This is a genomic window from Nguyenibacter vanlangensis (assembly GCF_038719015.1).
Taxonomy (GTDB): Bacteria; Pseudomonadota; Alphaproteobacteria; order Acetobacterales; family Acetobacteraceae; genus Gluconacetobacter; species Gluconacetobacter vanlangensis.
Genome location: NZ_CP152276.1, coordinates 3,374,141 through 3,399,343, shown reverse-complemented (window position 1 = coordinate 3,399,343; position 25,203 = coordinate 3,374,141). Strand labels below are relative to the sequence as shown.

General features: G+C 69.1%; 19 protein-coding genes. 16 read left to right on the top strand and 3 right to left on the bottom strand.

Annotation, left to right across the window (positions count from 1 at the left end; genetic code table 11):
• Nucleotides 1–114 precede the first annotated feature (114 nt).
• From gltX to AAC691_RS15840, 10 genes are all read left to right on the top strand, one after another.
• Nucleotides 115–1,515 carry a glutamate--tRNA ligase gene (gene gltX / locus AAC691_RS15885; protein WP_342627618.1) on the top strand — a complete coding sequence of 467 codons (1,401 nt, stop codon included), beginning with the start codon at nt 115–117 and terminating at the stop codon, nt 1,513–1,515.
• Entirely contained in the window at nt 1,512–2,477 is a 966-nt protein-coding gene (locus tag AAC691_RS15880) for an aspartate carbamoyltransferase catalytic subunit (RefSeq protein ID WP_176641655.1), read from the top strand. The genes gltX and AAC691_RS15880 overlap by 4 nt, the downstream gene beginning before the upstream one ends.
• Nucleotides 2,474–3,778: a dihydroorotase gene (locus AAC691_RS15875; protein ID WP_408906007.1), complete on the top strand. Its 1,305-nt coding sequence runs from the start codon at nt 2,474–2,476 to the stop codon at nt 3,776–3,778. Before AAC691_RS15880 ends, AAC691_RS15875 begins: the two co-directional genes overlap by 4 nt.
• A 13-nt stretch (nt 3,779–3,791) precedes the next feature.
• On the top strand, nt 3,792–4,430 hold the full coding sequence (gene plsY / locus AAC691_RS15870; protein ID WP_342630247.1) for a glycerol-3-phosphate 1-O-acyltransferase PlsY: 639 nt from the start codon (nt 3,792–3,794) through the stop codon (nt 4,428–4,430).
• Nucleotides 4,427–5,650, top strand: coding sequence for a DNA-processing protein DprA (gene dprA / locus AAC691_RS15865; RefSeq protein ID WP_323989098.1), 1,224 nt, complete (start codon nt 4,427–4,429; stop codon nt 5,648–5,650). Before plsY ends, dprA begins: the two co-directional genes overlap by 4 nt.
• Before the next feature lie 12 nt (nt 5,651–5,662).
• Entirely contained in the window at nt 5,663–8,359 is a 2,697-nt protein-coding gene (topA, locus tag AAC691_RS15860; RefSeq protein WP_342627617.1) for a type I DNA topoisomerase, read from the top strand.
• 2 nt (nt 8,360–8,361) lie between these two features.
• Nucleotides 8,362–10,677 carry a VacB/RNase II family 3'-5' exoribonuclease gene (locus tag AAC691_RS15855; RefSeq protein ID WP_342627616.1) on the top strand — a complete coding sequence of 772 codons (2,316 nt, stop codon included), beginning with the start codon at nt 8,362–8,364 and terminating at the stop codon, nt 10,675–10,677.
• Nucleotides 10,677–12,440, top strand: a complete 1,764-nt coding sequence (locus tag AAC691_RS15850) for a S41 family peptidase (protein WP_342627615.1) — start codon at nt 10,677–10,679, stop codon at nt 12,438–12,440. The genes AAC691_RS15855 and AAC691_RS15850 overlap by 1 nt, the downstream gene beginning before the upstream one ends.
• Before the next feature lie 41 nt (nt 12,441–12,481).
• Entirely contained in the window at nt 12,482–12,820 is a 339-nt protein-coding gene (locus AAC691_RS15845) for a DUF1491 family protein (protein ID WP_176640449.1), read from the top strand.
• 221 nt (nt 12,821–13,041) lie between these two features.
• Nucleotides 13,042–14,190, top strand: a complete 1,149-nt coding sequence (locus AAC691_RS15840) for an OmpA family protein (protein ID WP_323989104.1) — start codon at nt 13,042–13,044, stop codon at nt 14,188–14,190.
• A gap of 82 nt (nt 14,191–14,272) precedes the next feature.
• On the opposite strand, the gene cysK is transcribed toward AAC691_RS15840, so the two are convergent.
• On the bottom strand, nt 14,273–15,256 hold the full coding sequence (gene cysK, locus AAC691_RS15835; RefSeq protein ID WP_176640451.1) for a cysteine synthase A: 984 nt from the start codon (nt 15,254–15,256) through the stop codon (nt 14,273–14,275).
• 223 nt (nt 15,257–15,479) lie between these two features.
• On the opposite strand from cysK, the gene AAC691_RS15830 reads away from it, so the two are divergent.
• Nucleotides 15,480–15,929 (top strand): Rrf2 family transcriptional regulator, encoded by a 450-nt coding sequence (locus tag AAC691_RS15830; protein ID WP_176640452.1) that lies wholly within the window; start codon nt 15,480–15,482, stop codon nt 15,927–15,929.
• Nucleotides 15,930–16,000: 71 nt separating this feature from the next.
• Here the strand turns inward: AAC691_RS15830 and AAC691_RS15825 are convergent, their stop codons facing one another.
• Nucleotides 16,001–16,540, bottom strand: coding sequence for an Ig-like domain-containing protein (locus AAC691_RS15825; RefSeq protein WP_408906006.1), 540 nt, complete (start codon nt 16,538–16,540; stop codon nt 16,001–16,003).
• A 385-nt stretch (nt 16,541–16,925) separates the two neighbouring features.
• Here AAC691_RS15825 and AAC691_RS15820 point away from each other — a divergent pair, with 385 nt between their 5' ends.
• The 3 genes from AAC691_RS15820 (at nt 16,926) to AAC691_RS15810 (ending at nt 20,617) form a co-directional block, all read left to right on the top strand.
• The gene (locus AAC691_RS15820; RefSeq protein ID WP_176640410.1) at nt 16,926–17,468 is read left to right on the top strand and encodes a hypothetical protein; all 543 of its coding nucleotides are present in this window, start codon (nt 16,926–16,928) and stop codon (nt 17,466–17,468) included.
• 111 nt (nt 17,469–17,579) lie between these two features.
• A complete protein-coding gene (gene parE, locus AAC691_RS15815; protein ID WP_342627614.1) occupies nt 17,580–19,607 on the top strand; it encodes a DNA topoisomerase IV subunit B in 2,028 nt (675 codons plus the stop codon).
• An 86-nt stretch (nt 19,608–19,693) separates the two neighbouring features.
• The gene (locus AAC691_RS15810; RefSeq protein ID WP_342627613.1) at nt 19,694–20,617 is read left to right on the top strand and encodes an EamA family transporter; all 924 of its coding nucleotides are present in this window, start codon (nt 19,694–19,696) and stop codon (nt 20,615–20,617) included.
• 19 nt (nt 20,618–20,636) lie between these two features.
• Here AAC691_RS15810 and AAC691_RS15805 read toward each other — a convergent pair whose 3' ends face one another.
• The gene (locus tag AAC691_RS15805; RefSeq protein ID WP_342627612.1) at nt 20,637–21,776 is read right to left on the bottom strand and encodes a TDT family transporter; all 1,140 of its coding nucleotides are present in this window, start codon (nt 21,774–21,776) and stop codon (nt 20,637–20,639) included.
• A gap of 483 nt (nt 21,777–22,259) precedes the next feature.
• Here AAC691_RS15805 and AAC691_RS15800 point away from each other — a divergent pair, with 483 nt between their 5' ends.
• The gene (locus AAC691_RS15800) at nt 22,260–22,850 is read left to right on the top strand and encodes a TonB-dependent receptor plug domain-containing protein (protein ID WP_342627611.1); all 591 of its coding nucleotides are present in this window, start codon (nt 22,260–22,262) and stop codon (nt 22,848–22,850) included.
• Nucleotides 22,847–25,141: a TonB-dependent receptor gene (locus AAC691_RS15795; protein ID WP_342627610.1), complete on the top strand. Its 2,295-nt coding sequence runs from the start codon at nt 22,847–22,849 to the stop codon at nt 25,139–25,141. Before AAC691_RS15800 ends, AAC691_RS15795 begins: the two co-directional genes overlap by 4 nt.
• Nucleotides 25,142–25,203: the final 62 nt, after the last annotated feature.

Sequence of the window (25,203 nt, the reverse complement as noted above, 5' to 3'; positions counted from 1 at the left end):
ACCCGGACAGACTAGCCCCGGCAGGCGGGTTGCAGAAGATGCGCCCGTCGGGAGAAGCACCAGCCGGGCGCACCCCCTGTATGGCGGAGACATCCCATGGTATGGACCCGGCTCATGACCGTTCGTACGCGCTTCGCACCCAGCCCGACGGGATTGCTGCATATCGGCAACGCCCGCGCCGCCCTGTTCAACTTCCTTTATGCCCGTCACCATGGCGGCAAGTTCCTGCTGCGCATCGAGGATACGGACCGCGAACGTTCGACCCAGCAGGCGGTGGACGTGCTGTTCGACGGGCTGGCCTGGATGGGGCTTACCCCGGACGAGGCGCCGGTCTTTCAGTCCACGCGTCAGGCCCGCCATGCCGAGGTGGCGCATCACCTGCTGGCGCAGGGTTTGGCCTATCGCTGTTTCTGTACGCCCGAAGAACTGCAGCAGATGCGCGAGCAGGCCGCTGCCGAGGGCAAGCCGCCGCGCTATAACGGCTATTGGCGCGACCGCGACCCGGCCGAGGCGCCGCCGGGCGCACCCTTCACGGTGCGCATCCGCGCCCCGCGCGAGGGCGAGACGGTCATCCACGACCTGGTGCAGGGCGAGGTCCGCGTGGCGAATGCCGAACTGGACGACATGATCATCCTGCGCGGCGACGGTACCCCGGTCTATCAACTGGCGGTGGTAGTGGATGACCATGACATGGACATCACCCACGTCATCCGCGGCGACGACCACCTGACCAACAGTTTCCGCCAGGCGATGATCTATCGCGCCATGGGCTGGGAGCTGCCTGCCTTCGCGCATCTGCCGCTGATCCACGGGCCCGACGGCGCCAAGCTGTCCAAGCGGCACGGCGCGCAGTCGGTGGTGGAATTCCGCGACATGGGATACCTGCCCGAGGCGCTGAACAATTACCTGCTGCGCCTGGGCTGGGGCCACGGCGATGCCGAGATCCTGTCGCGCGAGGAGCAGATCCGCCTGTTCGACCTGGATGGCGTCGGGCGGTCGGCGTCGCGCATGGATTACGTCAAGCTGCAGCACCTGAACGGCGTCTGGCTGCGTCAGGCGGAGGATGCGCGGCTGACCGAGGAGGTGGCCGCCCGCCTGGCCGGCCGGCCGGGGGTGACGCTGGACGACACGGTGCGGGCGCGCATCCTGCAACTGATGCCGGGACTGAAGGAACGGGCGAGGACGCTGGTGGACCTGGCCGACAGCGCGGCCTTCCTGGGCCGGCACGTGCCGCTGGAGTGCGATGCCAAGGCCGAGAAGCTGCTGACGCCGGAGGCCAGGGAGATGCTGGGGCTGCTGGCCCGCGACCTGGCGGTGATCGAGCCGTTCGACGCGCCGGCCATCGACGCGGCGCTGCGGCGCTTCGCCGAGCATCACGGCCACAAGCTGGGCCAGGTCGCGCAGCCGGTGCGCGCGGCGATGACGGGCACCACGACCTCGCCTGGCATCGACGCGACGCTGGCCGCGCTGGGGCGGGACGAGGTGATGGCCCGGATCGGGGCAGTCGCCCGATGAACGACGCCCCGCGCGCCGCACCGCCACGGTTCTTCGCGCAGCATGCGCGGCATCTGCTGGGCGTGCAGGGCATGCATCCCAGCCGTATCGAGCCGTTCCTGGACCTGGCCGAGAGCTATGCCCTGATGAACCGGTCGCGCAAGACGCCGCGCGACCGGCTGCGCGGGCGCACCGTGATCAACCTGTTCTTCGAGGACAGCACCCGCACGCGGACCTCGTTCGAGCTGGCGGGCAAGCGGCTGGGCGCGGACGTGGTCAACATGACGGTGGCCAGTTCGTCGGTGAACAAGGGCGAGACGCTGCTGGATACGGCGGCGACGCTGAACGCCATGCGCACCGACCTGCTGGTGGTGCGGCATTCGCAGTCGGGCGCACCGGCGCTGCTGGCCCGCAAGGTCGAGGCCAGCGTGGTGAATGCCGGCGACGGCACGCACGAGCATCCGACCCAGGCGCTGCTGGATGCACTGACGATCCGGCGGCATTTCGGCACGCTGCACGGGCTGACGGTAGCGATCTGCGGCGATGTCAGCCATAGCCGGGTGGCGCGGTCGAACATCCACCTGCTGACGGCGATGGGGGCGAGGGTGCGGGTGGTCGGGCCACCGACCCTGATCCCCGGCGCGATCGGCGCCCTGGGGGTGGATGTGCACTACACGATGGAAGACGGGCTGCGCGACGCCGACGTGGTGATGATGCTGCGCATGCAGCGCGAGCGCATGAGCGGCGGCCAGGTGCCCAGCGCGCGCGAATATTTCCGCTTCTATGGCCTGGATCACAAGCGGCTGGCGGTGGCCCGTCCGCAGGCGCTGGTCATGCATCCGGGCCCGATGAATCGCGGCGTCGAGATCGACAGCCGCGTCGCCGATTCCGACCAGAGCGCGATCCGCGAGCAGGTGGAAATGGGGGTCGCCGTGCGCATGGCCGTGCTGGACCTGCTGTCGCGTGCCGGAGATGCCCCGTGAACGCCGCAATAGACGCCACGATTTTCGAGAATGTGCGCCTGATCGACCCGGCGCGGGGGCTGGACCGGCCCGGCCGGCTGCTGGTGCGCGGCGGGGTGATCGCCGGGATCGACCTGCCGGCGGCCGAGGGCGCCCCCGAGGGCGCGCGGGTGATCGACGGGGGCGGCGCGATCCTGTGCCCGGGGCTGGTCGACATGCGCGTGGCGATCGGCGAGCCGGGGTTCGAATATCGTGAAACCGTGCTGTCGGCGGCGCGGGCGGCGGCGGCCGGGGGCATCACCACCATGGCGGTGCTGCCCAACAGCCAGCCGGCGACCGACGACCCGGCACTGGTGCGCCACCTGCGCGCACGCGGCGAGGAAACGGGCATGGTGTCGATCCTGCCCTATGGCGCGCTGACCCGGCAGTGCGAGGGCGCGGAGATGGCCGAGATCGGCCTGCTGCATGAGGCCGGGGCGATCGCCTTCACCGACGGGCCGCGCGCGCTGGCCGACACGCGGATGATGCGCCTGGCCCTGACCTATGCGCGCGGGTTCGACGCGCTGGTCGTCCAGCACCCTGAGGAGCCGGCCCTGGCCCGAGGCGGTTGCGCCACCGACGGCGAACTGGCGACCCGGCTGGGCCTGCCGGGCATTCCGGCGGCGGCCGAGGCGATCATGATCGCCCGCGACCTGCGCCTGGCCGAACTGACGCGGGGTCGGCTGCATTTCTGCCATGTCTCGACCGCCGAGGGTCTGGAGCTGATCCGCGCGGCGAAGGCGCGCGGGCTGCGCGTGACCTGCGACACCGCGCCGCCCTATTTCGACCTGAACGAGACCGCGATCGGCGATTTCCGCACCTATGCCAAGCTGTCGCCGCCGCTGCGGGGAGAGGCCGACCGGCAAGCAGTGTGCGCGGCGCTGGCCGACGGGACGATCGACGCCATCGCGTCCGACCACGCGCCCTGCGATGCCGACGACAAGCGCCAGCCCTTTGCCGTGGCGTCGCCGGGGGGAACCGGGCTGGCGACCCTGCTGGCGGTGACCCTGGCGCAGGTCCATGGCGGTGCGCTGCCGATGATCGAGGCGCTGGGCCTGCTGACCCACCGGCCGGCCGCCCTGCTGCGCAGCAGGGCCGGTACCCTGTCCGACGGGGCGGCGGCGGACCTGTGCCTGTTCGACCCGGAACGCGCCTGGCGCGTCGAGGCCGACCGCATGCCCGGCAAGGCACAGAACACGCCCTTCGACGGGCGGGCGCTGGAGGGGCGGGTGCTGGGCACCTGGAAGGCCGGAAAGCCGGTCTTCGCCCATACCGATGCTTGACGGCGGGAATATGATGCACGACGCGGTTCCGGCCTTCGCCCTGCCCCTGCTGGCGGCGATCGCGCTGCTGTCCTATGGCATCGGCAGCGTGCCGTTCGGCCTGCTGCTGGCGCAGTTCGGCGGGGCGGGGGATATCAGGCGTATCGGGTCGGGCAATATCGGCGCGACCAACGTGCTGCGCACGGGACGGCGCGGGCTGGCGGCGGCGACCCTGCTGCTGGACGGGGCCAAGGGCGCTTTCGCCGTGGCCTGCGGCTTTATCCTGTCGCCGTTCCATACCGAGCAGGCCATGGCTGTGGCGGCCATATTCGCTGTGCTGGGCCATTGCTTTCCGGTCTGGCTGAAATTTCACGGCGGCAAGGGCGTGGCCACGGGGCTGGGCGCGGCGCTGGCCCTGGATTGGCGGGTCGGCCTGGCCTGCTGCGCGATCTGGCTGGCGGTGGCGCGGCTGACGCGCATTTCCTCGGCCGGGGCGCTGTCGGCGTTCGTGGCGTTGCCGGTGCTGCTGACGCTGTTGAACGGCGGCGATCCGGGCGCGCCGATTCCGCTGGCAGGGCTGCTGATCGCGGTGCTGGCCCTGGCGCGGCATCACGGCAATATCCGCCGGCTGCTGTCCGGCGCCGAGCCGCGGATCGGGCGGAAGACGCCGTGAGCGCCGCCGAACGGCTGGCCACCCATCTGCGCCTGGCGCGGACCGAGGGGGTCGGCCCTGTCGGCTATCGCAAATTGCTGCTGGATTACGGCGACGCGGCCGACGCGCTGGCCGCCTTGCCGGCGCGGGCCCGCGCGGCCGGACGCGCGCGGGCGCTGCGCATTCCCACGCCAGACGAGATCGCGGCGGAAATCGACGGCACGACGGCGCTGGGCGGCCGGATCCTGATCCTGGGCGATCCGGATTATCCGCCCCTGCTGGCGGCGATCCACGACGCGCCGCCGGCGCTGTCCGTGCTGGGCGACCCGGCGCGGCTGCACGGCTGCGCGGTGGGGATCGTGGGCGCACGCAATGCCTCGTCCAACGGGGCGCGCATGGCCGAAAGCCTGGCGGCCACCCTGGCGGCGCAAGGGATCACGATCATTTCAGGAATGGCACGGGGAATCGACGCCGCCGCCCATCGCGGCGCGCTGCGCGCCGGCGCGACGATCGCGGCGGTGGCGGGCGGACTGGACCGTCCCTATCCGTCCGAACACGCAGAATTGCAGTCGCTGATCGCCCGGCACGGCGCGGTGGTGACCGAGACCCCGCTGGGCGTTGCGCCGCAGACCCGTCATTTCCCCCGGCGCAACCGGCTGATCGCCGGGTTGGCCCAGGGCTGCGTCGTCGTCGAGGCCGCATTGCGCTCGGGCAGCCTGATCACCGCCGAACTGGCGACCCTGTATGGTCGGACGGTCTTCGCCGTGCCCGGATCGCCGCTGGATCCGCGCTGTCGCGGCAGCAACGCGCTGTTGCGGCATGGGGCGGTCCTGACCGAAAGCGAGCATGACGTGCTGGCCGAACTGCCAGAAGAAAGACGTGGGGAAAGGATCGGGGCGGGCGCCGCGGCGCCCCGTCCCGGCCGGCCGGGGGACCTGGCGCAGCATCAGGCGCCGTGGCCCGCCCCGCCCCCGGCGGAGGCCGCCGGGAGGGCCCCGGCGATCGACGCCGACACCCCTGAAGATGCCGGGGAGATTCGCCGCGCGGTGCTGTCGCTGCTGTCATTTACGCCGACGCCGGTTGACGATCTCGTACGGCGCTGCCAGTTCTCGACATCGGCTATCCTGACCGTGCTGTCGGAACTGGAGCTGGCAGGCAACATCGAAACCCTTCCAGGTGGTAGCGTTGTCCTTCCATCCCTGCCCCCCGCAGGCCGGCCGGACCTGGAACGAGAAGCGTAATCCGGAGACAGAATGACTGATGTCGTCGTGGTCGAGTCGCCCGCCAAGGCGAAGACGATCAACAAGTATCTGGGGGATGGATTTACGGTACTCGCCTCGTTCGGCCATGTGCGCGACCTGCCGCCGAAGGATGGCAGCGTCCGGCCCGACGAGAATTTCGCCATGGACTGGGAGGCCGACGAACGCGGCACCCGGCAGGTCGCCGCGATCGCCAAGGCGCTGCGCGGCGCGCGGCATCTGTATCTGGCGACCGACCCGGACCGCGAGGGCGAGGCGATTTCCTGGCATGTCCGGGCGATGCTGGAAGAGAGGAACCTGCTGAAGGGCGTGGACGTCCAGCGGGTGACCTTCAACGAGATCACCAAGAGCGCGATCCGCGCCGCCATGGCGCAGCCGCGCGACCTGGACCAGCCGCTGATCGAGGCCTATCTGGCGCGGCGGGCGCTGGATTACCTGGTGGGCTTCACCCTGTCGCCCGTGCTGTGGCGCAAGCTGCCGGGCTCGCGCAGCGCGGGGCGGGTGCAGTCGGTGGCGCTGCGCCTGATCTGCGAGCGCGAGGCGGAGATCGAGAGCTTCCGCAGCCGCGAATACTGGACGGTCGGCGCCGAGTTCACCACGCCCGAGGGGGCGCGCTTCACCGCGCGGCTGACCCACCTGGCCGGCCGCAAGCTGGAACAGTTCGACCTGCATGACGAGGCCGGCGCGATGGCCGCCAAGGCGGCGGTCGAAGCCGGGCAGTTCGCCGTGCGGTCGGTCGAACGGCGCAAGGTGCGCCGCAATCCGCCGCCGCCCTTCACGACCTCGACCCTGCAGCAGGAGGCGTCGCGCAAGCTGGGCATGGGCGCGCAGGTGACGATGCGCACCGCCCAGCAATTGTACGAAGGCATCGACCTGGGCGGCGAAACGGTCGGCCTGATCACCTATATGCGCACCGATGGCGTACAGATGGCCGGCGAGGCCATCGCCGCCATCCGCGGCCATATCGGCGAGAGCTTCGGCGCCGCCTACCTGCCGGACAAGGCGCGCATCTATTCCACCCGCGCCAAGAACGCGCAGGAGGCGCACGAGGCGATCCGCCCCACCGATGTCGACCGCGCGCCCGCCGAGGTCGCGCGCTACCTGACCGACGACCAGCGGCGGCTGTACGAGCTGATCTGGAAACGCTCGGTCGCCAGCCAGATGCAGTCGGCCGAACTGGACCAGGTGATCGTCGAGATCGCCGATGCGGGCGGGGCGGCGACATTGCGGGCCACCGGTTCGATGATCGCCTTCGACGGGTTCCTGAAGCTGTACAGCGAGGGACGGGACGATACCGGGTCGAAAGACGAGCAGGACGAGGACAGCCGCATGCTGCCGCCGATGCGCGAGCGCGATCCGCTGCGGCGCGGCGCGGTTGCGGCCGAGCAGCATTTCACCCAGCCGCCGCCGCGCTATTCGGAAGCGTCGCTGGTCAAGAAGATGGAAGAGATCGGCATCGGGCGGCCGTCAACCTATGCCTCGATCCTGTCGGTGCTGCGCGACCGCAACTATGTTCGGCTGGAGGCCCGCCGCTTCATTCCCGAGGATCGGGGCAGGCTGGTCACCGCGTTCCTGACCTCGTTCTTCGAACGTTATGTCGACACCCAGTTCACGGCCGGGCTGGAAGAGCAGCTGGACGACATATCGGGCGGCCGGGCGGACTGGCGCGACGTGATGGCGGCCTTCTGGCAGGATTTTTCCCACGCGGTCGACCAGACGAAGGAGCTGAAGATCTCCGACGTCATCAACGCGCTGGACAACGACCTGGCGCCGCATTTCTTCCCCGCCCGACCCGACGGCGGCGACCCGCGGGTCTGCACCGCCTGCGGCACCGGGCGGCTGGGACTGAAGCTGGGGCGCTATGGCGCGTTCATCGGCTGTTCGAACTATCCGACCTGCCAGTTCACCCGCCGGCTGGTGGTGGACCCCAAGGAAGAGGGCGATGCCGACACGCTGAAGGACGGGATGCGGGTGCTGGGCCAGCACCCCGAGACCGGCGACGAGATCAGCGTGCGGCGCGGCCCGTGGGGCCTGTATGTCCAGCAGGGCGAACCCGACCCCGAGGACAAGAAGGCCAAGCCCCGGCGCGCCACCATCCCGCGCGGCATCGAAGGCGACAAGATCACGCTGGACCAGGCGGTGGGCCTGCTGTCCCTGCCGCGGATCATCGGCCCCCATCCGGAAACCGGCGAGATGATCGAGGCCGGGCTGGGGCGGTTCGGGCCCTATGTGAAGATGGGCGCCGTGTTCGGGTCGCTGGACAAGGATGACGACATCCTGACCGTCGGGCTGAATCGCGCGGTGGACGTGCTGGCGCGCAAGCTGGCGTCGGTGCGCACCCTGGCGCCGCATCCCAAGGACGGCGAGCCGGTGATCGTGCGCAAGGGCCGCTTCGGCCCCTATGTCCAGCACGGGCAGGTCGTCGCCAACCTGCCGCGCGGCGAGGCGATGGAGGACGTGACCCTGGATGCGGCGCTGGCGCTGCTGGCCGAGAAGGGCAAGCCGCTGAAACCGCGCGGCAAGGCCGCAGCGAAGAAGGCCCCCGTGAAGAAGGCTTCTGCCAAAAAAGCCGCCGCCCCCAAGGCCGCCCCCAAGGAAGCGAAGCCGAAAGCCGCACGCGCGAGCGCCAAGGCCGACACCAAGGAGAGCGCCCCCCCCCGGGCGCGGCGCGCCGCAGCCAAGGCGGGCTGAGGATGGAGGGACGGGACCTGTCCGACCCGCCTTCACCCGATCCCGTGCCGACCGATACTGCGCCCCCGGCCGCTCTTCCGGCGGCCAAGGGGGCGTTGCCGGATCGCGAGACCCTGCGCCGGTTCATCGCCGGCGCCAGCGGCCGGGTGGGCAAGCGCGAGATCGCCCGGGCGTTCGGCCTGGGGCCGGAGCACAAGGCGGCGCTGCGCGACATGCTGCGCGCGCTGGCGCTGGAGGGCACGCTGGTGCCGGCCGGCGCCAGGCGGTTCCGTGCCTCGGCCGCGATGCCGGAGGCCGCGGTGGTGCAGGTCACGGGCACCGACCCGGACGGCGATCCGATCGCCCGGCCGGTGGCATGGGACGGCGACGGGCCGCCTCCGGTCATCTTCATGCATCCCGAGCAGAAGGGACGCCCCGCCCTGGCGCCGGGAGAGCGGGTGGTCGCCCGCCTGAAGCGACTGGGCCCCGGCCGGTACGAGGGACGCACCCTGCGCCGGCTGACCGACGCGCCGGCGCGCATTGTCGGGGTATTCCGCTCCGCGCCGCCCGATGTGCCGCCGCCGGGGGACGTACCGCGCCGCCCTGCCGAGGCCGGCCGGCTGATCCCCGCCGACCGGCGGGCGAAGGCGGAATGGATCATCCCCGCGGGCGAGACGCTGGGCGCCGAGGACGAGGACGTCGTCATCGCCGAGCCGCTGCCGCTGGCCGGGCCGGGGCTGAAGCCCGCGCGGATCATCGAACGGCTGGGCCCGATGGGGGATGCGCGGTCGGTCAGCCTGCTGGCGATCCATACCCATGGGATTCCCGACGCCTTTTCCGCCGAGGCGCTGGCCGAGGCCGAGCGGGCGCGTGGCGTGCCGGCCGAAGGGCGCGAGGATCTGCGCGAGGTTCCGCTGATCACCATCGACGGGGCCGACGCACGCGATTTCGACGATGCGGTCTATGCCGAGCCTGACGGCGACGGATTCCGCCTGATCGTCGCGATCGCCGACGTGGCGCATTACGTGCGTCCGGGATCGGCCCTGGACCGCGAGGCGCAGCGGCGCGGCAACTCGGTCTATTTCCCCGACCGGGTGGTGCCGATGCTGCCCGAGGCGCTGTCCAATGGCTGGTGCTCGCTGCGGCCCGGCGAGGATCGGGGCTGCCTGTTCGCCGAGCTTCATATCGATGCCCACGGCGCCAAGACCCGCCATCGCTTCGGCCGGGGCATCATGCGCAGCGCCGCGCGCCTGACCTATGACGAAGCGCAGGCGGCGATCGACGGGGCGCAGGAGACGGGGCTGCCGGACGGGCTGATCGGCACGCTGTTCGCCGCCTTTCGGGCGCTGGCGGCGGCACGGGCGCGGCGTGGCACGCTGGACCTGGACGTACCGGAACGGACGGTGCGGCTGGATCCGCAGGGGCGAATCGTCACCATAGACCCGCGCCCGCGCTTCGACAGCCACCGGCTGATCGAGGAATTCATGGTGCTGGCCAATGTCGCCGCCGCCGAGGAACTGGAGCGCCGCCGCCGGCCGTGCCTCTACCGCGTCCACGCTCCGCCCTCGCCCGAGCGGGCGGGGGCGATGCGCGACAGCCTGTCGGTCATGGGTTTTGCCCTGCCGCCGGCCGGCGCGCTGCAGGCCCGCGACCTGGGCAGGGTCCTGGCGCAGGCGGCCGGGGGCGACTCGGCGACGCTGGTCAGCGAGACGATCCTGCGGGCGCAGAGCCAGGCGGAATACAGCCCGGACAATATCGGTCATTTCGGCCTGGCGCTGCCGGCCTATGCCCATTTCACCAGCCCGATCCGTCGCTATGCCGACCTGATGGTCCACCGCACCCTGATCGGCCTGGGCACGCTGCCGCCCGACGGCATGCCAGCCGGCGATGCCGCGCGCCTGGCCGAGATCGGCGAGCAGGTCAGCGCCACCGAGCGGCGCGCCGTCCTGGCCGAACGAGAAACCACCGAACGCTATGTCGCACTGTGGCTTGCCGAACGCATCGGAATGGAATTTTACGGTCACGTGACAGGCGTGGCCCGGTTCGGCGCGTTCGTGACATTGACGCGGACCGGCGCCACCGGTCTGGTGCCGGTATCGACCCTGCCCGACGATGTCTGGACCCATGACGACACGACTCAAACGCTGCGCGGCCGCCATGGCGGGATGCGTCTCTCGCTGGGACAGCCCGTCACGATTCGTCTGGTCGAGGCGACGCCGGTGACGGGCGGCCTGCTGTTCGCCTTGGTCGATCCGGACATGGGCGCCGATCGGGTTGCCGATCGAGCTCGGACCGGCGCGGCGCGCCGCGGCCGCACGCGTGGCATGCACCGACGCTGATGCGCGGCCTGCCCTTTTCGGCTGCGCCGGGCCGGCCGCCCGCGCGATTGCGCCGGGCGGCGCGGCGCATCGCCATGCTGGCGCTGCCGACGCGGTCGATCGCGGCGATGCTGATCGTCATCCATCTGACGACGGCGGTGGCGGGCCATGCGGCCCAGACGCCGGCCCCCGTCCCGCAGCCCGCGCCGCCATCCACCCCAACGCCGACCGTGACTCCGGCCACGACTCCGGCTGCGCCGGCGCCCCAGGCGGCGCAGGATGCCCAGACGCCGCAGGGTACCGGCGCATCGGTCCAGGCCGACCTGGACCCTGCCCTGCTGTCCTCGGTCGTCAGCGCGGCGCTGGCCTTCCTGCTGCCGCGCACGCTGGAGAGCCATACGCCGCGCGAATTTTCCCTGTGGGGCCTGAACGGGCTGAGCGCCATCGACCCGTCCCTGACGGTGACCGAACCCGCCGGCGCGGTCCAGCTTGCCCAAGGGCAGGAGACGATCCTGCGCCTGCCCGCCCCGGCCGAGAGCGACCTGGCCGGCTGGACCGCGCTGACGGTCCAGTTGATGCGGGCGGCCTGGGGCCGCTCGGCCGCCCTGCGCGACGGCGGCGGCGGCGGGCTGCTGCAGGGGTTCTTCGACGAGTTGTTCAACCATATGGATCCGTATTCGCGCTATGTCGCGCCCGCGCCGGCCACGACCGACCGCGACACGCGCACGGGCGGCGAGGCCGGGACCGGCCTGACCCTGGGCCGCGACGCGCGATCGGTCCTGATTACCGGGGTCAACGCTAATGGTCCGGCCTGGCCGGCAGGGCTGTCGACCGGCCAGCGGCTCTATGCCGTCAATGGCCGCGCGACCCGCGACCAGACGGCCGGGACGGTCGCCCAGTGGCTGCTGGGCGAGGCCGGCAGCAAGGTGACGCTGCTGGTGGGCGATGCACGTGGCCGGAGGACTGTCGTGCTGCGCCGCGCATCGGTACCGCCCGAGACGGTCTTCGCCTATGCGGCGGACCATGTGGTGGTGATCCGCGTCACGGCCTTTTCCGCCGATACGGCGCAGGAAATGAGCCAGTATCTGGACCAGGCGTCGGACGACGCGCATCTGCGCGGGCTGGTGGTGGATCTGCGCGGCAACCGGGGCGGCGTGCTGCAGCAGGCGGTGACGACCAGCGCACTGGTGCTGGATCGCGGCGTCGCGGCGATCACCAACGGGCGGGATCCGCAGGCCAACCATGTCTGGGCGGTGCAGGGCGGCGACATGACCGGCGGCGTGCCGATCGTCGTGCTGGTGGACGGGCGCACCGCCAGCGCGGCGGAAATCCTGGCCGCCGCGCTGGCCGACCACCGGCGCGCCGTGGTGGTCGGCAGCGCCACGCTGGGCAAGGGGCTGGTGCAGACGATCGGCCAGATGCCCGACGGCGGGGAATTATTCGTGACCTGGAGTCGCGTGCTGGCACCACTGGGCTGGCCGCTGCAGGGGCTGGGCGTGATGCCGCAGCTCTGCACCAGCCGGGGCGAGGCCGACCTGGCCCGGCAGTTGCAGGACCTGGCGGCCGGCCAGGACGACATGCGCGATGCCGTTCACGCCGCGCGGGCCGCGCGCTATCCGGTCCCGGTGTCGCGGATCCTGGAGATCCGCAAATTCTGCCCGGCGGCCATCGGCACCGATTCCGACCTGGATGCCGCGCGGTCGCTGCTGGACAATCCGGCGGAATATCGCGCCGCCCTGGACGCCATTCCCGACGAGGGCACCTATGCCCCGCAAACCGAATGACGGCCGATGGAACGGAACGAGATGACGAAGGGCGGCGGACCATGACCGAGGCCCGGCTGCGTACCAGCCTGTGGGCTGCCGCCGTCATCCGGCAGGCGAACCAGGACGGCCACCCCGCCATGGTGCTGCGCCGCGGCGATGCGGATGCGGGGGGGGTGCTGGCGGTGCTGCTGGGACGGGATGGACGCCTGTCCGTGCTGAGCCAGACCCGGGCGCCGGACGGGCGTCCGGCCTGGATTCGCGGCACGGGGGTCGAACCGGTCGACCAGCAGGCCGCCGACGCCTATGTCGCCCGCCAGGTAGGCCGCGACCCCGATCTGTGGGTGCTGGAATTCGACGCGCCGAACCTGTTGCCCCCGTTCGAGGCGCTGCTGATCTGACCATGGGCGCTGTGTGCGCTGAGCCACACAACGGGCCGCACAACCTGTTCCACGCGCGGCCGGGCAGCCCATGGATTGCCATAAGCCCGTCTTTCGGCAAAAGAAGACGGTGATTGACCGCCCGCAAGGGGGCTCTTACGAGAGACCGCCGGCCGGGCCAGGCATATTCGCTCGACCGGGCGAGACGATCGACGGCGCCCGGCGAAGGGAGAGAACAGGTTATGACATTGCGGCACGGATTGCTTACGGGGTCCTTCCTCGCGGCTTCATGCGCCCTCGGCGCCGTCCTGTCCGTGGCCCCGGCCGCTGCCCAGCCGGTGCAGGGCCTGTATGTCGCCGGCGCCGGCGGGGCCAGCTTCAACCAGGACCAGCGGGTACGGTCCTCGCCCAATTTCCCCGACGGGCGCGACAGCTACCATACCGGCGTCACCGGCATCGGCAGCGTCGGCTGGGGCCTGGGCAACGGTTTCCGCGTGGAAATCGAGGGCAATTACCGCAATAACGGGCTGCAGGGCTTCAATTCGGGCGCAGTGCCCGGCAGCCGGGCCGGCGGGCGCCAGCAGACCTATGGCGTCATGGCCAATGCCCTGTTCGACATGGATATCGGTAAGAGCTGGCTGTTCCCGTATTTCGGCGCGGGCGTCGGCTATGCCTGGCAGGCGATGAATGCCAGCGTCACGGCGCCGAACAACAGCTTCAGCCAGCAGATCGGCGGCACCTACGGCAATTTCGCCTATCAGGGGATCTTCGGCCTGGCCTTCCCGGTGCCGTGGGTGGTCGGGCTGTCGGCCACCGCGGAATACCGGTTCTGGACGATGCTGGGGCCCCAGTCGCACGGTGCGCGCGCGCTGGGCACCATCGGCGGCTATGACATGATGCACCCCTATGGCGCGTCGTCGGGCAATCGCGACACCAAGACCGATTTCAACCATTCCCTGCTGCTGGGCCTGCGCTACGAATTCAATCCGGCGCCCCCGCCGCCGCCGCCCGCGCCCGAACCCGCGGCTCCGGCGCCCGCGCAGAGCCGGACTTATCTGGTGTTCTTCGACTGGGACAAGGCGGCGCTGACCGAGCGTGCCCGCAGCATCGTCGCGGCCGCTGCCCAGGCATCGACCCACACCCAGACGACGCGGATCGAGGTGGACGGCTATACCGACAATTCCGCCGCCCATCCCGGGCCGCGCGGCGCACGCTACAACATGGCGCTGTCGCTGCGCCGCGCCCAGGCCGTGCAGGCCGAACTGGTCCGCGACGGCGTGCCCGGCGCCGCGATCGAGATCCACGGCTTCGGCGAATCGCATCCGCTGGTGCCGACCGGCCCCAACACCCGCGAGCCGCAGAATCGGCGCGTCGAGATCATTCTGAAATAAGTCACGGCCGGGCTCTGCCCGAACCCGCAAGGGGCCATATGGCCCCTTGGACCGGCCAGCTTTGGCCCGGGAGCATGAAAACTCAGGCCAGGCCGGTGAAGAGCGAAGTGGACAGATAGCGTTCGGCGAAGGACGGCGCGATCACCACGATCGTCTTGCCCGCATGTTCCGGCTTCTGGGCCAGTCTTATCCCCGCATGCAGCGCGGCGCCCGAGGAAATGCCGATCGGCACCCCGTCCAGCCGGGCGCAGCGGCGGGCGGCGGCGATCGCCTCGCGCTCGGACACAGTCAGCACGCCGTCCAGCGCGGCCAGGTCCAGCGTATGGGGGCAGAAACCCGGGCCGATGCCCTGGATACCGTGGGGGCCGGCCTCGTCCCCGCTCAGGACCGCGCTTTCGACCGGTTCGACGCCATAGACCGCCAGCCCCTCTTTGCGCGGCTTCAGCGCATGGGCGATGCCGCTGGCGGTGCCGCCAGTACCCAGGCCTGCCACGACGATATCCACCGTACCCTCGGTGTCGGCCCAGATCTCCTCGGCCGTGGTGGCGGCATGAATGGCGGGATTATCGGGATTGTCGAACTGGCGCGGCATCCAGGCATGGGGCGTCTTCTTCAGGATGTCCTCGGCCCGGGCAATCGCGCCGGCCATGCCCAGCCGCGCCGGCGTCAATTCCAGTTCGGCATCCAGCAGGCGCAGCATCTTGCGCCGTTCGACCGACGCGCCCTCCGGCATGGTGACGATCAGCCGGTATCCCCGCGCCACGGCGACGAAAGCCAGCGAAATGCCGGTATTGCCCGAGGTCGGCTCGACCAGCACCGTCTTGCCGGGCACGATCTCCCCCCGCCGTTCTGCGGCCAGCACCATGGCCGCGCCGATCCGGTCCTTGACCGAGGCCAGCGGGTTGAAGAATTCCAGCTTCAGCAAAATGCGGCTGGTCAGTTCGTCCTCACGCGTCAGGTGCGGCAACCCAACCAGCGGCGTGCCACCGACCGTATCGACGATCGAATCGTACACCCGGCCCCTGGGATGGGCCAGGCCCAGCCGGTCTTCATCCGCCATCGTCATCTCCCCTTCGCCTGCATCACGGCCGTTCCGGCAATCGCACCGTTCCATATTCCCCGGCACGGCCCCTGACGCGGATTTAATCGCAATCATGGAGATAATCCACCATCATACCGAACAGAAACGTGGATCATCGTCCCCGTTCCTGTTAGATTTCCGCCATTAACCCTGCGCCGGGCCGCCCGCGCGCCGGATCGGACACACGGCAGGACAGGAGAGAACGGGGATGCTGCTTCGGCGTGACAGGGCGATGATCGCGGTCCTTATCATGCTGGATGTCGCGTTTCATGCCGGGCGAAGCGGCACGGTCAGCGCCGCCGACATCGCCGAGCGCGCGGGCCTGGCGCGACGCGGCATCGAACCGCTGCTGCAGACCCTGTCGCGTTCCGGGCTGCTGGAGAGCGTGCGCGGGCCGCGCGGCGGCTACCGCCTGGGCCGCCCACGCCGGGACATCACGCTGGCCGATATCGTCGATACCGCCACCGCAGACGATTCGTCGACCGATGACGGCCCGGCCGGCGCGCTGTTCGCCAAGGTGATCGAACCCTGCTGGCAGAAGCTGGATGATGCGGTATCCGGCCAGTGCCGCAAGCTGACCCTGGACGACCTGGTCCGCCGCGCCGAGTCCAGCGGCATGCGCCGCCCGCTGGCCGAGCCGATCACCTTTTCGATCTGACCGGGTCAATCTGATCCGGTCTGATTGATCGGATCTGACGGCCGGCGGTGGCGCCGGCCTTAGTGATGCCCTTAGTGATGCTGGGCGGTGTGCGTCGTCCGGCGACGCGCCGTCTTCTTCTTGACCGGCGCGGGTGGCGGCGGGGCGGTGACGGCGGGGGTCGGCACCACGACGCCCGTGGCGTCGACGCTGGCGGCCACGACCAGCGACCGGCGCGGCAGGCCGCTGCCGCGGATCAGCGTCACCGTGAAATGGTCCGGCCCGGCATAGGCGGTGTTGGGCGTGTACGTCACATAAGTGTGATTATTGTAATTATAGATGAACGCTTTGCCGTGCTCGGGCGCCGGCGCCACGCCGAACGAGGCATAGGACTGCCCGCCATCCTGCTGAACCAGGATCTCGCAATTCCCGTCATCGCTCCGCACGGTCATGCTGGCCTGCAATTGGCCCGACGCGTCCGGACGCACGGGACCGACCTTGCAGACCGCCGAACGCTTCAGATAGCCGAACGGGTTGGGCGGCACGGCGGCCTGTATCACGGGCCTGTTTTGACAGCCGGCCAGCAGCGCGGACGCCGCCACCAGGATTGCAGAAGACAGTCGCACTCGCACTCGTCAGCTCCGCTTGTTCACAGACCGCAGGCGCCGGGGCACGCGGTCGAAAATCGCCGGCCACCGCTCTAGAGCAGATCGCGGGACGGTGGAACTCCCCCGCCGCGTGAATCTGCGTGCCGGCCCGCCGGCCGACACCGTTCGGACCTGCCCGGACGGACCATCGGGACAACGCCCGAGCACGCGGAAATGCGGCACCGGAACGCTTGCGGCCCGCGCCCCCGGACGATAGAAGCGCGTCCGAACGGACCCAGATTTTAATTGCCAACGCAACCGCCAGGGTTATGTTGCCATTATAAAGTTCTAGCCAATCTAGTTCACATATTGGTTCATATGCCGGCTGCCATCCGGCGCAGCACCTTGATCGGTCTGGAGAAATCGCACCATGTCTTTTCCGATTCGGCGTGCCGCAATGGCCGGCATGGCGCTTGCCGGTTTTTTGAACGGCCAGGCGGCGATGGCGGCTGATGCCTGTACCACCTCACCCGCGCATGAGGCGTTCGACGTCCAGGGCCTGAAGAGCGAGCTGATGGTCACGGCGCTGTCGTGCAACATGCAGGACCGCTACAACAGCTTCGTCGCCCAGTTCCGCGGCACGCTGCTGGCCGAGGAGAACACGCTGAACGGCTATTTCCGCGCCACCTATGGCCGCAGCGCCCAGCGGGAGCATGACGACTACATCACCCAACTGGCCAACGTGCAGTCCGAGCGGGGGCTGAAGGCCGGCACCGCCTTCTGCAACCAGCGCGCTGCGATGTTCGACGAGGTCGCGGTCCTGGATACGCCGGCCGATCTGTCCAGCTATGCCCAGGCCAAGGACATCATCCAGCCGGCCTCCTACGAGACCTGCATCGCGCCCGAGCGGAGCCTGCGCACCGAAATCCGCACCCGTTATCGCGGCCGGCGGACGCATTCGACCCGTAGCTGAGGCGGGCAGCGGAACGCAGGGGACTGAAAGACGGGCGACGCCGGCCGGTGGGGCACGTGCCACGACGGGCGCGCTTGACAGGCGCCGGGGTGGCGGAACAAAGAACACTCCATGAACGACGATCTCTTCTCCGCGCCGCGGCCGAACCGGGACACACGCAACCGTCCGGCCGCGCCCAGCGCACCGGCGCGCGGCGACGGTGGAGAGTACGACGCCAGCGCGATCGAGGTGCTGGAGGGGCTGGAGCCCGTGCGGCGCCGACCCGGGATGTATATCGGCGGCACGGACGAGGTCGCCTATCACCACCTGGCGTCCGAGATCCTGGACAATGCGATGGACGAGGCCGTGGCCGGCCACGCCACCACGATCGACGTCACGCTGGAGGCCGGCGACTGGCTGACGATCCGCGACAACGGGCGCGGCATCCCGGTCGATCCTCACCCGAAATTCAAGGATCGCTCGGCGCTGGAGGTCATCCTGACCACGCTGCATGCCGGCGGCAAGTTCTCGGGCAAGGCCTATGCCACGTCGGGCGGCCTGCATGGCGTGGGCTCGTCGGTGGTCAATGCGCTGGCGGCGCGGATGGAAGTCGAGGTCGCGCGCGATCGCGCGGTCTGGCGCCAGGTCTACGAACGCGGCCATCCGGTCACGCCCCTGGAGCGGATCGGCGCCACGCAGAACCGGCGCGGCACGCAGATCCGCTTTACCCCCGATCCGCAGATTTTCGGTCGGCTGCATTTCTCGCCCGCGCGGCTGTACCGGCTGTGCCGGTCGAAGGCCTATCTGTTCCGGGGGGTGACGATCCGCTGGTCGTGCGACCCGGCGCTGATTCGCGACGCCGACATCCCGGCCGAATCCGTGCTGCATTTCCCCGGTGGCCTGGCCGACAGCCTGCGCGACGAACTGGGCGCGGCCACCCTGCTGACCGACATGTGGTCGGGCGAGGCCGACCTGCCGGTCGGCCCCGACGGCGCGGCTACCGGACGGATGGAATGGGCCATCGCCTTCCTGGAATCCGGGTCGGCCAATCTTGCGTCCTATTGCAACACCATCCCGACGCCGCAGGGCGGCACGCACGAGACGGGATTCCGCGCGGCCCTGCTGAAGGGGTTCCGCGCCTGGGGCGAGCAGCGTTCCAACAAGCGCGCCGCTTCGATCAATGCCGATGACGTGCTGGGGGCGCTGGCGGCCAAATTGTCGGCCTTCATCCGCGATCCGCAATTCCAGGGCCAGACCAAGGAGAAGCTGACCTCGCCCGAGGCCGGCCGGCTGGTCGAGACCGCGCTGCGCGACCGGTTCGAACAATGGCTGGCCGGCCATCCGGCGCAGGCCGACAATCTGCTGGCCTTCATCATCGAACGCGCCGAGGAGCGGCTGCGCCGCCGCGACCTGAAGGACACGCCGCGCAAGAGCGCGACCCGGCGCCTGCGCCTGCCGGGCAAGCTGACCGATTGCACGCGCGAGAACGCGGCCGAGACCGAGATCTTCCTGGTCGAGGGCGATTCCGCCGGCGGGTCGGCCAAGCAGGCCCGCAACCGCGAGACCCAGGCCGTGCTGCCGCTGCGCGGCAAGATCCTGAACGTAGCCAGCGCCTCGACCGAGAAACTGCGCGCCAACCAGGAGCTGCGCGACCTGATCGAAGCGCTGGGCTGCGGCGTCGGCGACCGGTTCGAGGCCGCCCGCCTGCGCTATGGCCGGGTCATCATCATGACCGACGCCGACGTGGACGGCGCACATATCGCATCGCTGCTAATGACCTTCTTCTACCGCGAGCTGCCCGATCTGATCCGCCAGGGGCACCTGTATCTGGCGCAGCCGCCGCTCTACCGGCTGACCCAGGGCGGCAAGACGGTCTATGCGATGGATGACGCCGACCGGGAACGCAAGCTGAAGCGCGATTTCAAGCCGAACGCGAAAATCGAGGTCTCGCGCTTCAAGGGCCTGGGGGAAATGCCACCGGGCGACCTGAAGCAGACGACGATGGACCCGAAGCGGCGCACCCTGCTGCGCGTGGTCACCCCGGCCGAGGACCGCGCCCTGACCAGCGAGCGGGTCGAGCACCTGATGGGCCGGCGGGCGGAACTCCGCTTCCAGTTCATCCAGGAGCATGCGAGCATGGTCGAGGATCTGGACGTCTGAAGATCCTGTCTCATCGGATCTTGTCCCACTGCCCCTCCTGCCGTACGGCACCAACACCGACCTTCTGACGCAGGATACAGACCATCATGGCCACCGGCACGGCCCCGGACGCCATTTCCGGGCAGAAACCCGGCGGGCCGGTCGGCGCCGCCTTGCTGCTGCTGGGCGGCATCGCGTCGTTCCAGGTCGGCGGGTCGCTGGCGAAACTGGTCTTCGTGCAATTCGGCCCGCTGGGCACCGTCAGCCTGCGGCTGTGGCTGGGCGCGATCCTGCTGGGCGCGCTGGTGCGCCCGTGGCGCGCGGCCCCCGACCGGGGGACATTGCTGCTGGTCGCCCGCTATGGCGCGTCGATCGCCGTGATGAACATGCTGTTCTATCTGGCACTGGCACGCCTGCCGCTGGGCATCGCCGTGGCGGTCGAATTCCTGGGGCCGCTGATCCTGACTTTCGCGGAGTCGCGCCGGCCGGTCGATCTGCTGCTGGCGGCCCTGGTGTTAGCGGGGCTGGGACTTCTGCTGCAGCCGGGGGCGGCGCTGCATGACGGCGGGATCGACCTGCTGGGAGTCGTCTTCGCGCTGCTCGCGGGGGCGGCCTGGGCGGTCTACATCCTGGTCGGCGCGCGTGTCAGCCGACGGATGGACGCGCCACGGGCCACCGCCATCGGCCTGGCGGTCGGCGCGCTGCTGGCGACGCCGGTCTTCGTGCCCACCCTGCCGCATGTTGCGGCCCATCCCGCCGCCGCCGCGCTGGCAGGCGTGGTGGCCGTGCTGTCCTCGGCGCTGCCCTATACGCTGGAAATGCTGGCGATGAAGCATCTGAACGCCCGGCAGTACGGCATCCTGGCCAGCCTGGACCCGGTGATGGCGGCCCTGATCGGGCTGGCCCTGCTGGGCGAACGCCTGGCCCCCTCGCAATGGATCGGCATCCTGTGCATCGTGGCGGCTTCGATCGGCGGCGTGATGGTTCCCCGCGCGGCCCGGCCCGCAGCGGCGACGGCCGGCGAGCCCTGAGCGCCCCCGCCTTCCGCCGTTATGGCAGGCCGAGACAGGGCGCTGCGAACAGGGTGCGCCGCCAGGCTCCGCGCAGCGTATGCGCCGCGACGATGGCCCAGATCACCGCCAGGCCCGCCACCAGCACGCCGCCGATCACCGCCAGCAGCGCCAGGTGCGTCTGGCGCGCCAGGGTCAGGGTAGCCAGGGCATAGACCCCCAGCGGGAAGGTGAACCCCCAGCACCCCAGGTTGAACGGCAACCCCTGCCGCAGATAGCGCAGGGCAGTCGCAACCCCGAACATCAGCCACCACGCGCCATAGCCCCACAGGATCGTCCCGCCGACGATACCGGCGCCGGCGGCCACGGGCCCGAGCGCCGCCATGCCGTTGGCGTCGCAGATCGCCGGCGCGTCCTGGCCCAGCGCCAGGAGCCCCAGCGCGCCGGTCCCAAGCGGCCCCAGGGCCAGCCAGCCCGAGGCCGCCATCTCACGCGGGGGCAGCTTGTGCAGCATCAGCCGCAGCACCAGGATCGCCAGCACGCTGCAGGCCAGGGGCACGGAAAATGCCCAGAGCGCGTAAGAAAGGATCAGCATCCGCCACGCCGCGGCCGGGTCGGACAGGTGCGGCAGCAGCGCGCCCGCGGTCGCGGCCGCGACCTCGGCCGCGACGATCGGCAGCAGCCAGACCCCGGTCATTGCGGGCAGCGTGTGGTCCTGACGGACGATCATCGCCAGCGGGATGCCGATCCCGACCGCGACGGACAAAGCCGCATCGCACCACCACAACGCCACGGCCGCACCGACCGCGCCCTGCCCCCAGCTGGGAACGCCGAAAGCCAGCAGGCCGCCGATGACCGTCGCCAGCCCCATCGGAATGGCGCCCAGGAAGGTCGCCATGACCGGATGGTCGAAGATGCGCCGCGCCTCATGCGGGTACAGGACCCAGCGCGCCGCGTACAGCCCGGCGAACAGCAGCCAGAGCAGGCCGGCCACCCCCCACAGGGCCGTGGAAACGACCTCGGTCGCCGCGGTGCGGAAGGGCGCCTGATGCAAGGCCAGCCCCAGCACGCCGGTGCCCATCGTGACGGCGAACCAGTTGGGCGTGAAGCGCCGGATGACAGGATACGAATCGTCGTCGCAGGCGCGACCGGACGGGAAAGGCGACTGGACATTCATCATGGTGACGGGACCGTTCTGCGGGGACGCGACCGGCGGACGATGCACCAATCAAATCAAACGTGAAAATAGATTGTTTAGATCGATTCGATCAACGAATAAGAATGATTACGCCGCGTGGCGCGACGCATGCCTGATGGCGCGCGCACCCGGCTTTCCGGTGCCATCGCGACCCGGATTTGTGTCTTTTGTAACACAGAGATCATGCATGGAGCGATTTGATACGGGAAGGCGTCCCTGCGACATATTTTTTGTCAGCAACAAATATTCCTGGATAATTTTGCATATTGTTTTGACATAATACGACATATTTCAATCCAGGCCCCATGGCGAACGACCTGCCTGGCATGGCCGTTGCACATCTGTCTTCTGTTGCATATGAACAACAGATCATGGAGAATTTGCGACATCCCGCTCGACCGCCGGTCGACAAGCTGGATAAAGAATGTAACTTTTATTACCGCTAAGTAATAGGAAAGTTACAGAATGATCCCTCGGAACAGGAAGTGGATGCTGCTGGCGTTTTCCGCATTCGGCGGAACGCTGGTGTCGCCCGCCTTCGCCCAGACAGCGGCGCCCCAGACAGTATCCCAGACGGCGGCATCCCAAGCCGCATCGCTGACCAATGCCGCCTCTCTCGCCTCCGGCGGCACCTCGGGGGCCGGCAATGCCGAGAACGTGGTGGTCACGGGCTCGTTCCTGCGCAGCTCGAACAATACGACGGCCGATCCGGTCCAGGTCATCACGTCGCGCCAGATCCAGCAGACCTCGGCGACGAACCTTGGCGATTATCTGTCCCGCCTGCCCTCGATCGGCTCGTCCGGCACGGGCAATACCCAGACCAACGGCGGCGATGGCGTCTCCTGCACCGACCTGCGCAATCTGGGGCAGAATCGCGTGCTGATCCTGATCGACGGCAAGCGCACCGCCATCAACGGCCAGGCCGCCTGTGTCGACCTAAACTCCATCCCGCTGAACGAGATCGCGAGCATCGAGATCCTCAAGGATGGCGGCTCGGAACTCTATGGCGCCGATGCGGTGGCGGGTGTCGTCAACATCAGCTGCGCCACGACGTGAACACGGCCAACCTGATGGTCAAGGGCGGGGTCAGCCAGTATGGCGACGGGCTGTCCGGCCTGATCTCGGGCACGAAGGGCTTCAATTTCGACCATGATCGCGGCAACATCACGATCTTCGGTCAGTACAACACGACGCAGGGCATCCGCCAGCGGGACCGCGACTGGTCGGCCAATCCGCAATTGTCCAACCCCGTCGCCGGGCCGGGCGTGACGCCGGTCTATGGATCGTCAATTCCGCCTGCCGCGCGCGTGCTGGATGCGTCGGGCAATCTGAACCTAGTGTCGGACCAGAACGGCACGACGTTCCATGACTTCACGAAGGCCGATCGCTTCAATTTCGGCCAGTACCAGTACCTGACGAACCAGATCCAGAATTCATCGCTGAGCGGCGACGCGCATTACGATGTCGACCGGCATCTGGATGTGTATGCCAACGTCCGCTACAGCCACCGCACGTCCTTCATGCAGATGGCGGCCTCGCCGGTCACCGGCAGCATCTATCCGTCCACCCTGCCCAGCAGCTTCGTCCTGCCGGCCGGCAACCCCTATAATTACTGGGGCGAGGACGTCGATCTGTACAAGCGCATGAACGATCTGGGCCCGCGCCGCGAGAACAACGCGACCGACACCTATACCGTGATCGCGGGCGGCAAGGGCGAGCTGTGGTACGGCTGGAACTATGACGCGTCCATGACGTACGGCTGGAACCAGACGACCGATTCCTACAATAACATGGGCAATTACGCCCATCTGGAGCAGGAACTGGGCGTGCAGCAGCTCGACCCCAGCGATCCGAACAGCGCGGTGGTGTACAACCCGACCGTGTGCACCAGCCAACCGGGATGCGTGCTGCAGAACCCGTTCCAGCCCTATTCGGCGGCCGCGGCGAACTACGGCAAGTTCACCGAGCACGATCACGCCTATTACCAATTGCGCGACTTCAACCTTCGGCTCAACAACGACAAGGTCGCCAAACTGCCCTACAAGAACGGCGGCAATCTCGGCCTGGCCTTCGGCATGGAGCATCGCAGCGAGCAGTTGAGCTATTCGCCCGATCCGCTGGTGGCCTCGGGGCAGACGACGGGCAATACCTCGTCCTATACCGGCGGCGGCTTCAACGTGAACGAGGTCTATGGCGAAGCGCAGCTGACGCTGCTGCACAATGCCCCGCTGGCCCGCGACCTGACGGTCGACGCCCAGGGCCGCTGGTCCAGCTACAACACGTTCGGCTCCACCCAGAACTGGAAGAGTTCGATCGTCTGGGCGCCCACGCGTGACGTGCGCTTCCGCGCCACGCTGGGCACGTCCTATCGCCAGCCGAACGTCTATGAACTCTATGGTGGTTCGTCGCTGGGCTATGCCGCCGCGGTCGATCCGTGCGCGCAGGCCGATTCCTATGGCGGCCTGTCCCCCAACGTGATCGCGAACTGCATGCGGCAGGGCGTGAACCCGGCGACCTTCGTGGATGCGAATTCCGGCCAGGTGCCGACGATTTCGGGCGGCAATGCCAAGCTGCAGCCCGAGACCGGCCGCACCTATACGATCGGCGCCGTGCTGACCCCGCGCTGGGTGCGCGGCCTGTCGGTGTCGGTCGATTACTGGCACTACACGCTGAAGAACATGATCAGCCCGCTGCAGACCCAGTATATCCTGGATGGCTGCTATACGGGCGCCAACCCGGGCTATTGCAGCGATATCTCGGCCCGCACCAACACCGGACAGTTGACCACGGTTACCGGCCTGGACCAGAACCTGGGCGGCCTGAAGACCAGCGGCATCGATTTCGACCTGGATTACCGCCTGCGGCTGTCGCCGATGGACATGCTGACGCTGTCGAACAATTTCCAGCAGATCGTCAGCTACCTGCAGCAGAACGAGCCGGGGGGCGCGTGGTTCAACTATGCCGGGCGCCTGTTCTATCAGGGCGGCGTGGGCATCCTGGATGGCGGCGGCATTCCGCGCGTGACCGATTACGCCACCGCGACGTGGCAGCACGGTCCGTTCGCCCTGACCTATATGATGCATTACACGGGCGGCATGGTCTGGAACAACGGCACCCAGGACCTGACGGCCAAGACCGCCGGCCAGTGGCGGACGCCGGGGATCTTCTCGCACGACCTGACGCTGGCCTATCGCCTGCGTAACTGGAACTTCGAGGCGGGCGTCAACAACATCCTGGACAAGAAGCCGCCGTTCGTCTTCGACTCGGCGTCCAACACCAACCTGGCGCAATACAGCACCCTGGTGGTCGGCCGCTATGTCTTCCTGCAGGCCGGCGTGGATTTCTGACGCGATCACCATGTGATTGCTGACGGGCAGTGGTCTTCGCGGCCACTGCCCTTTTTTTATTC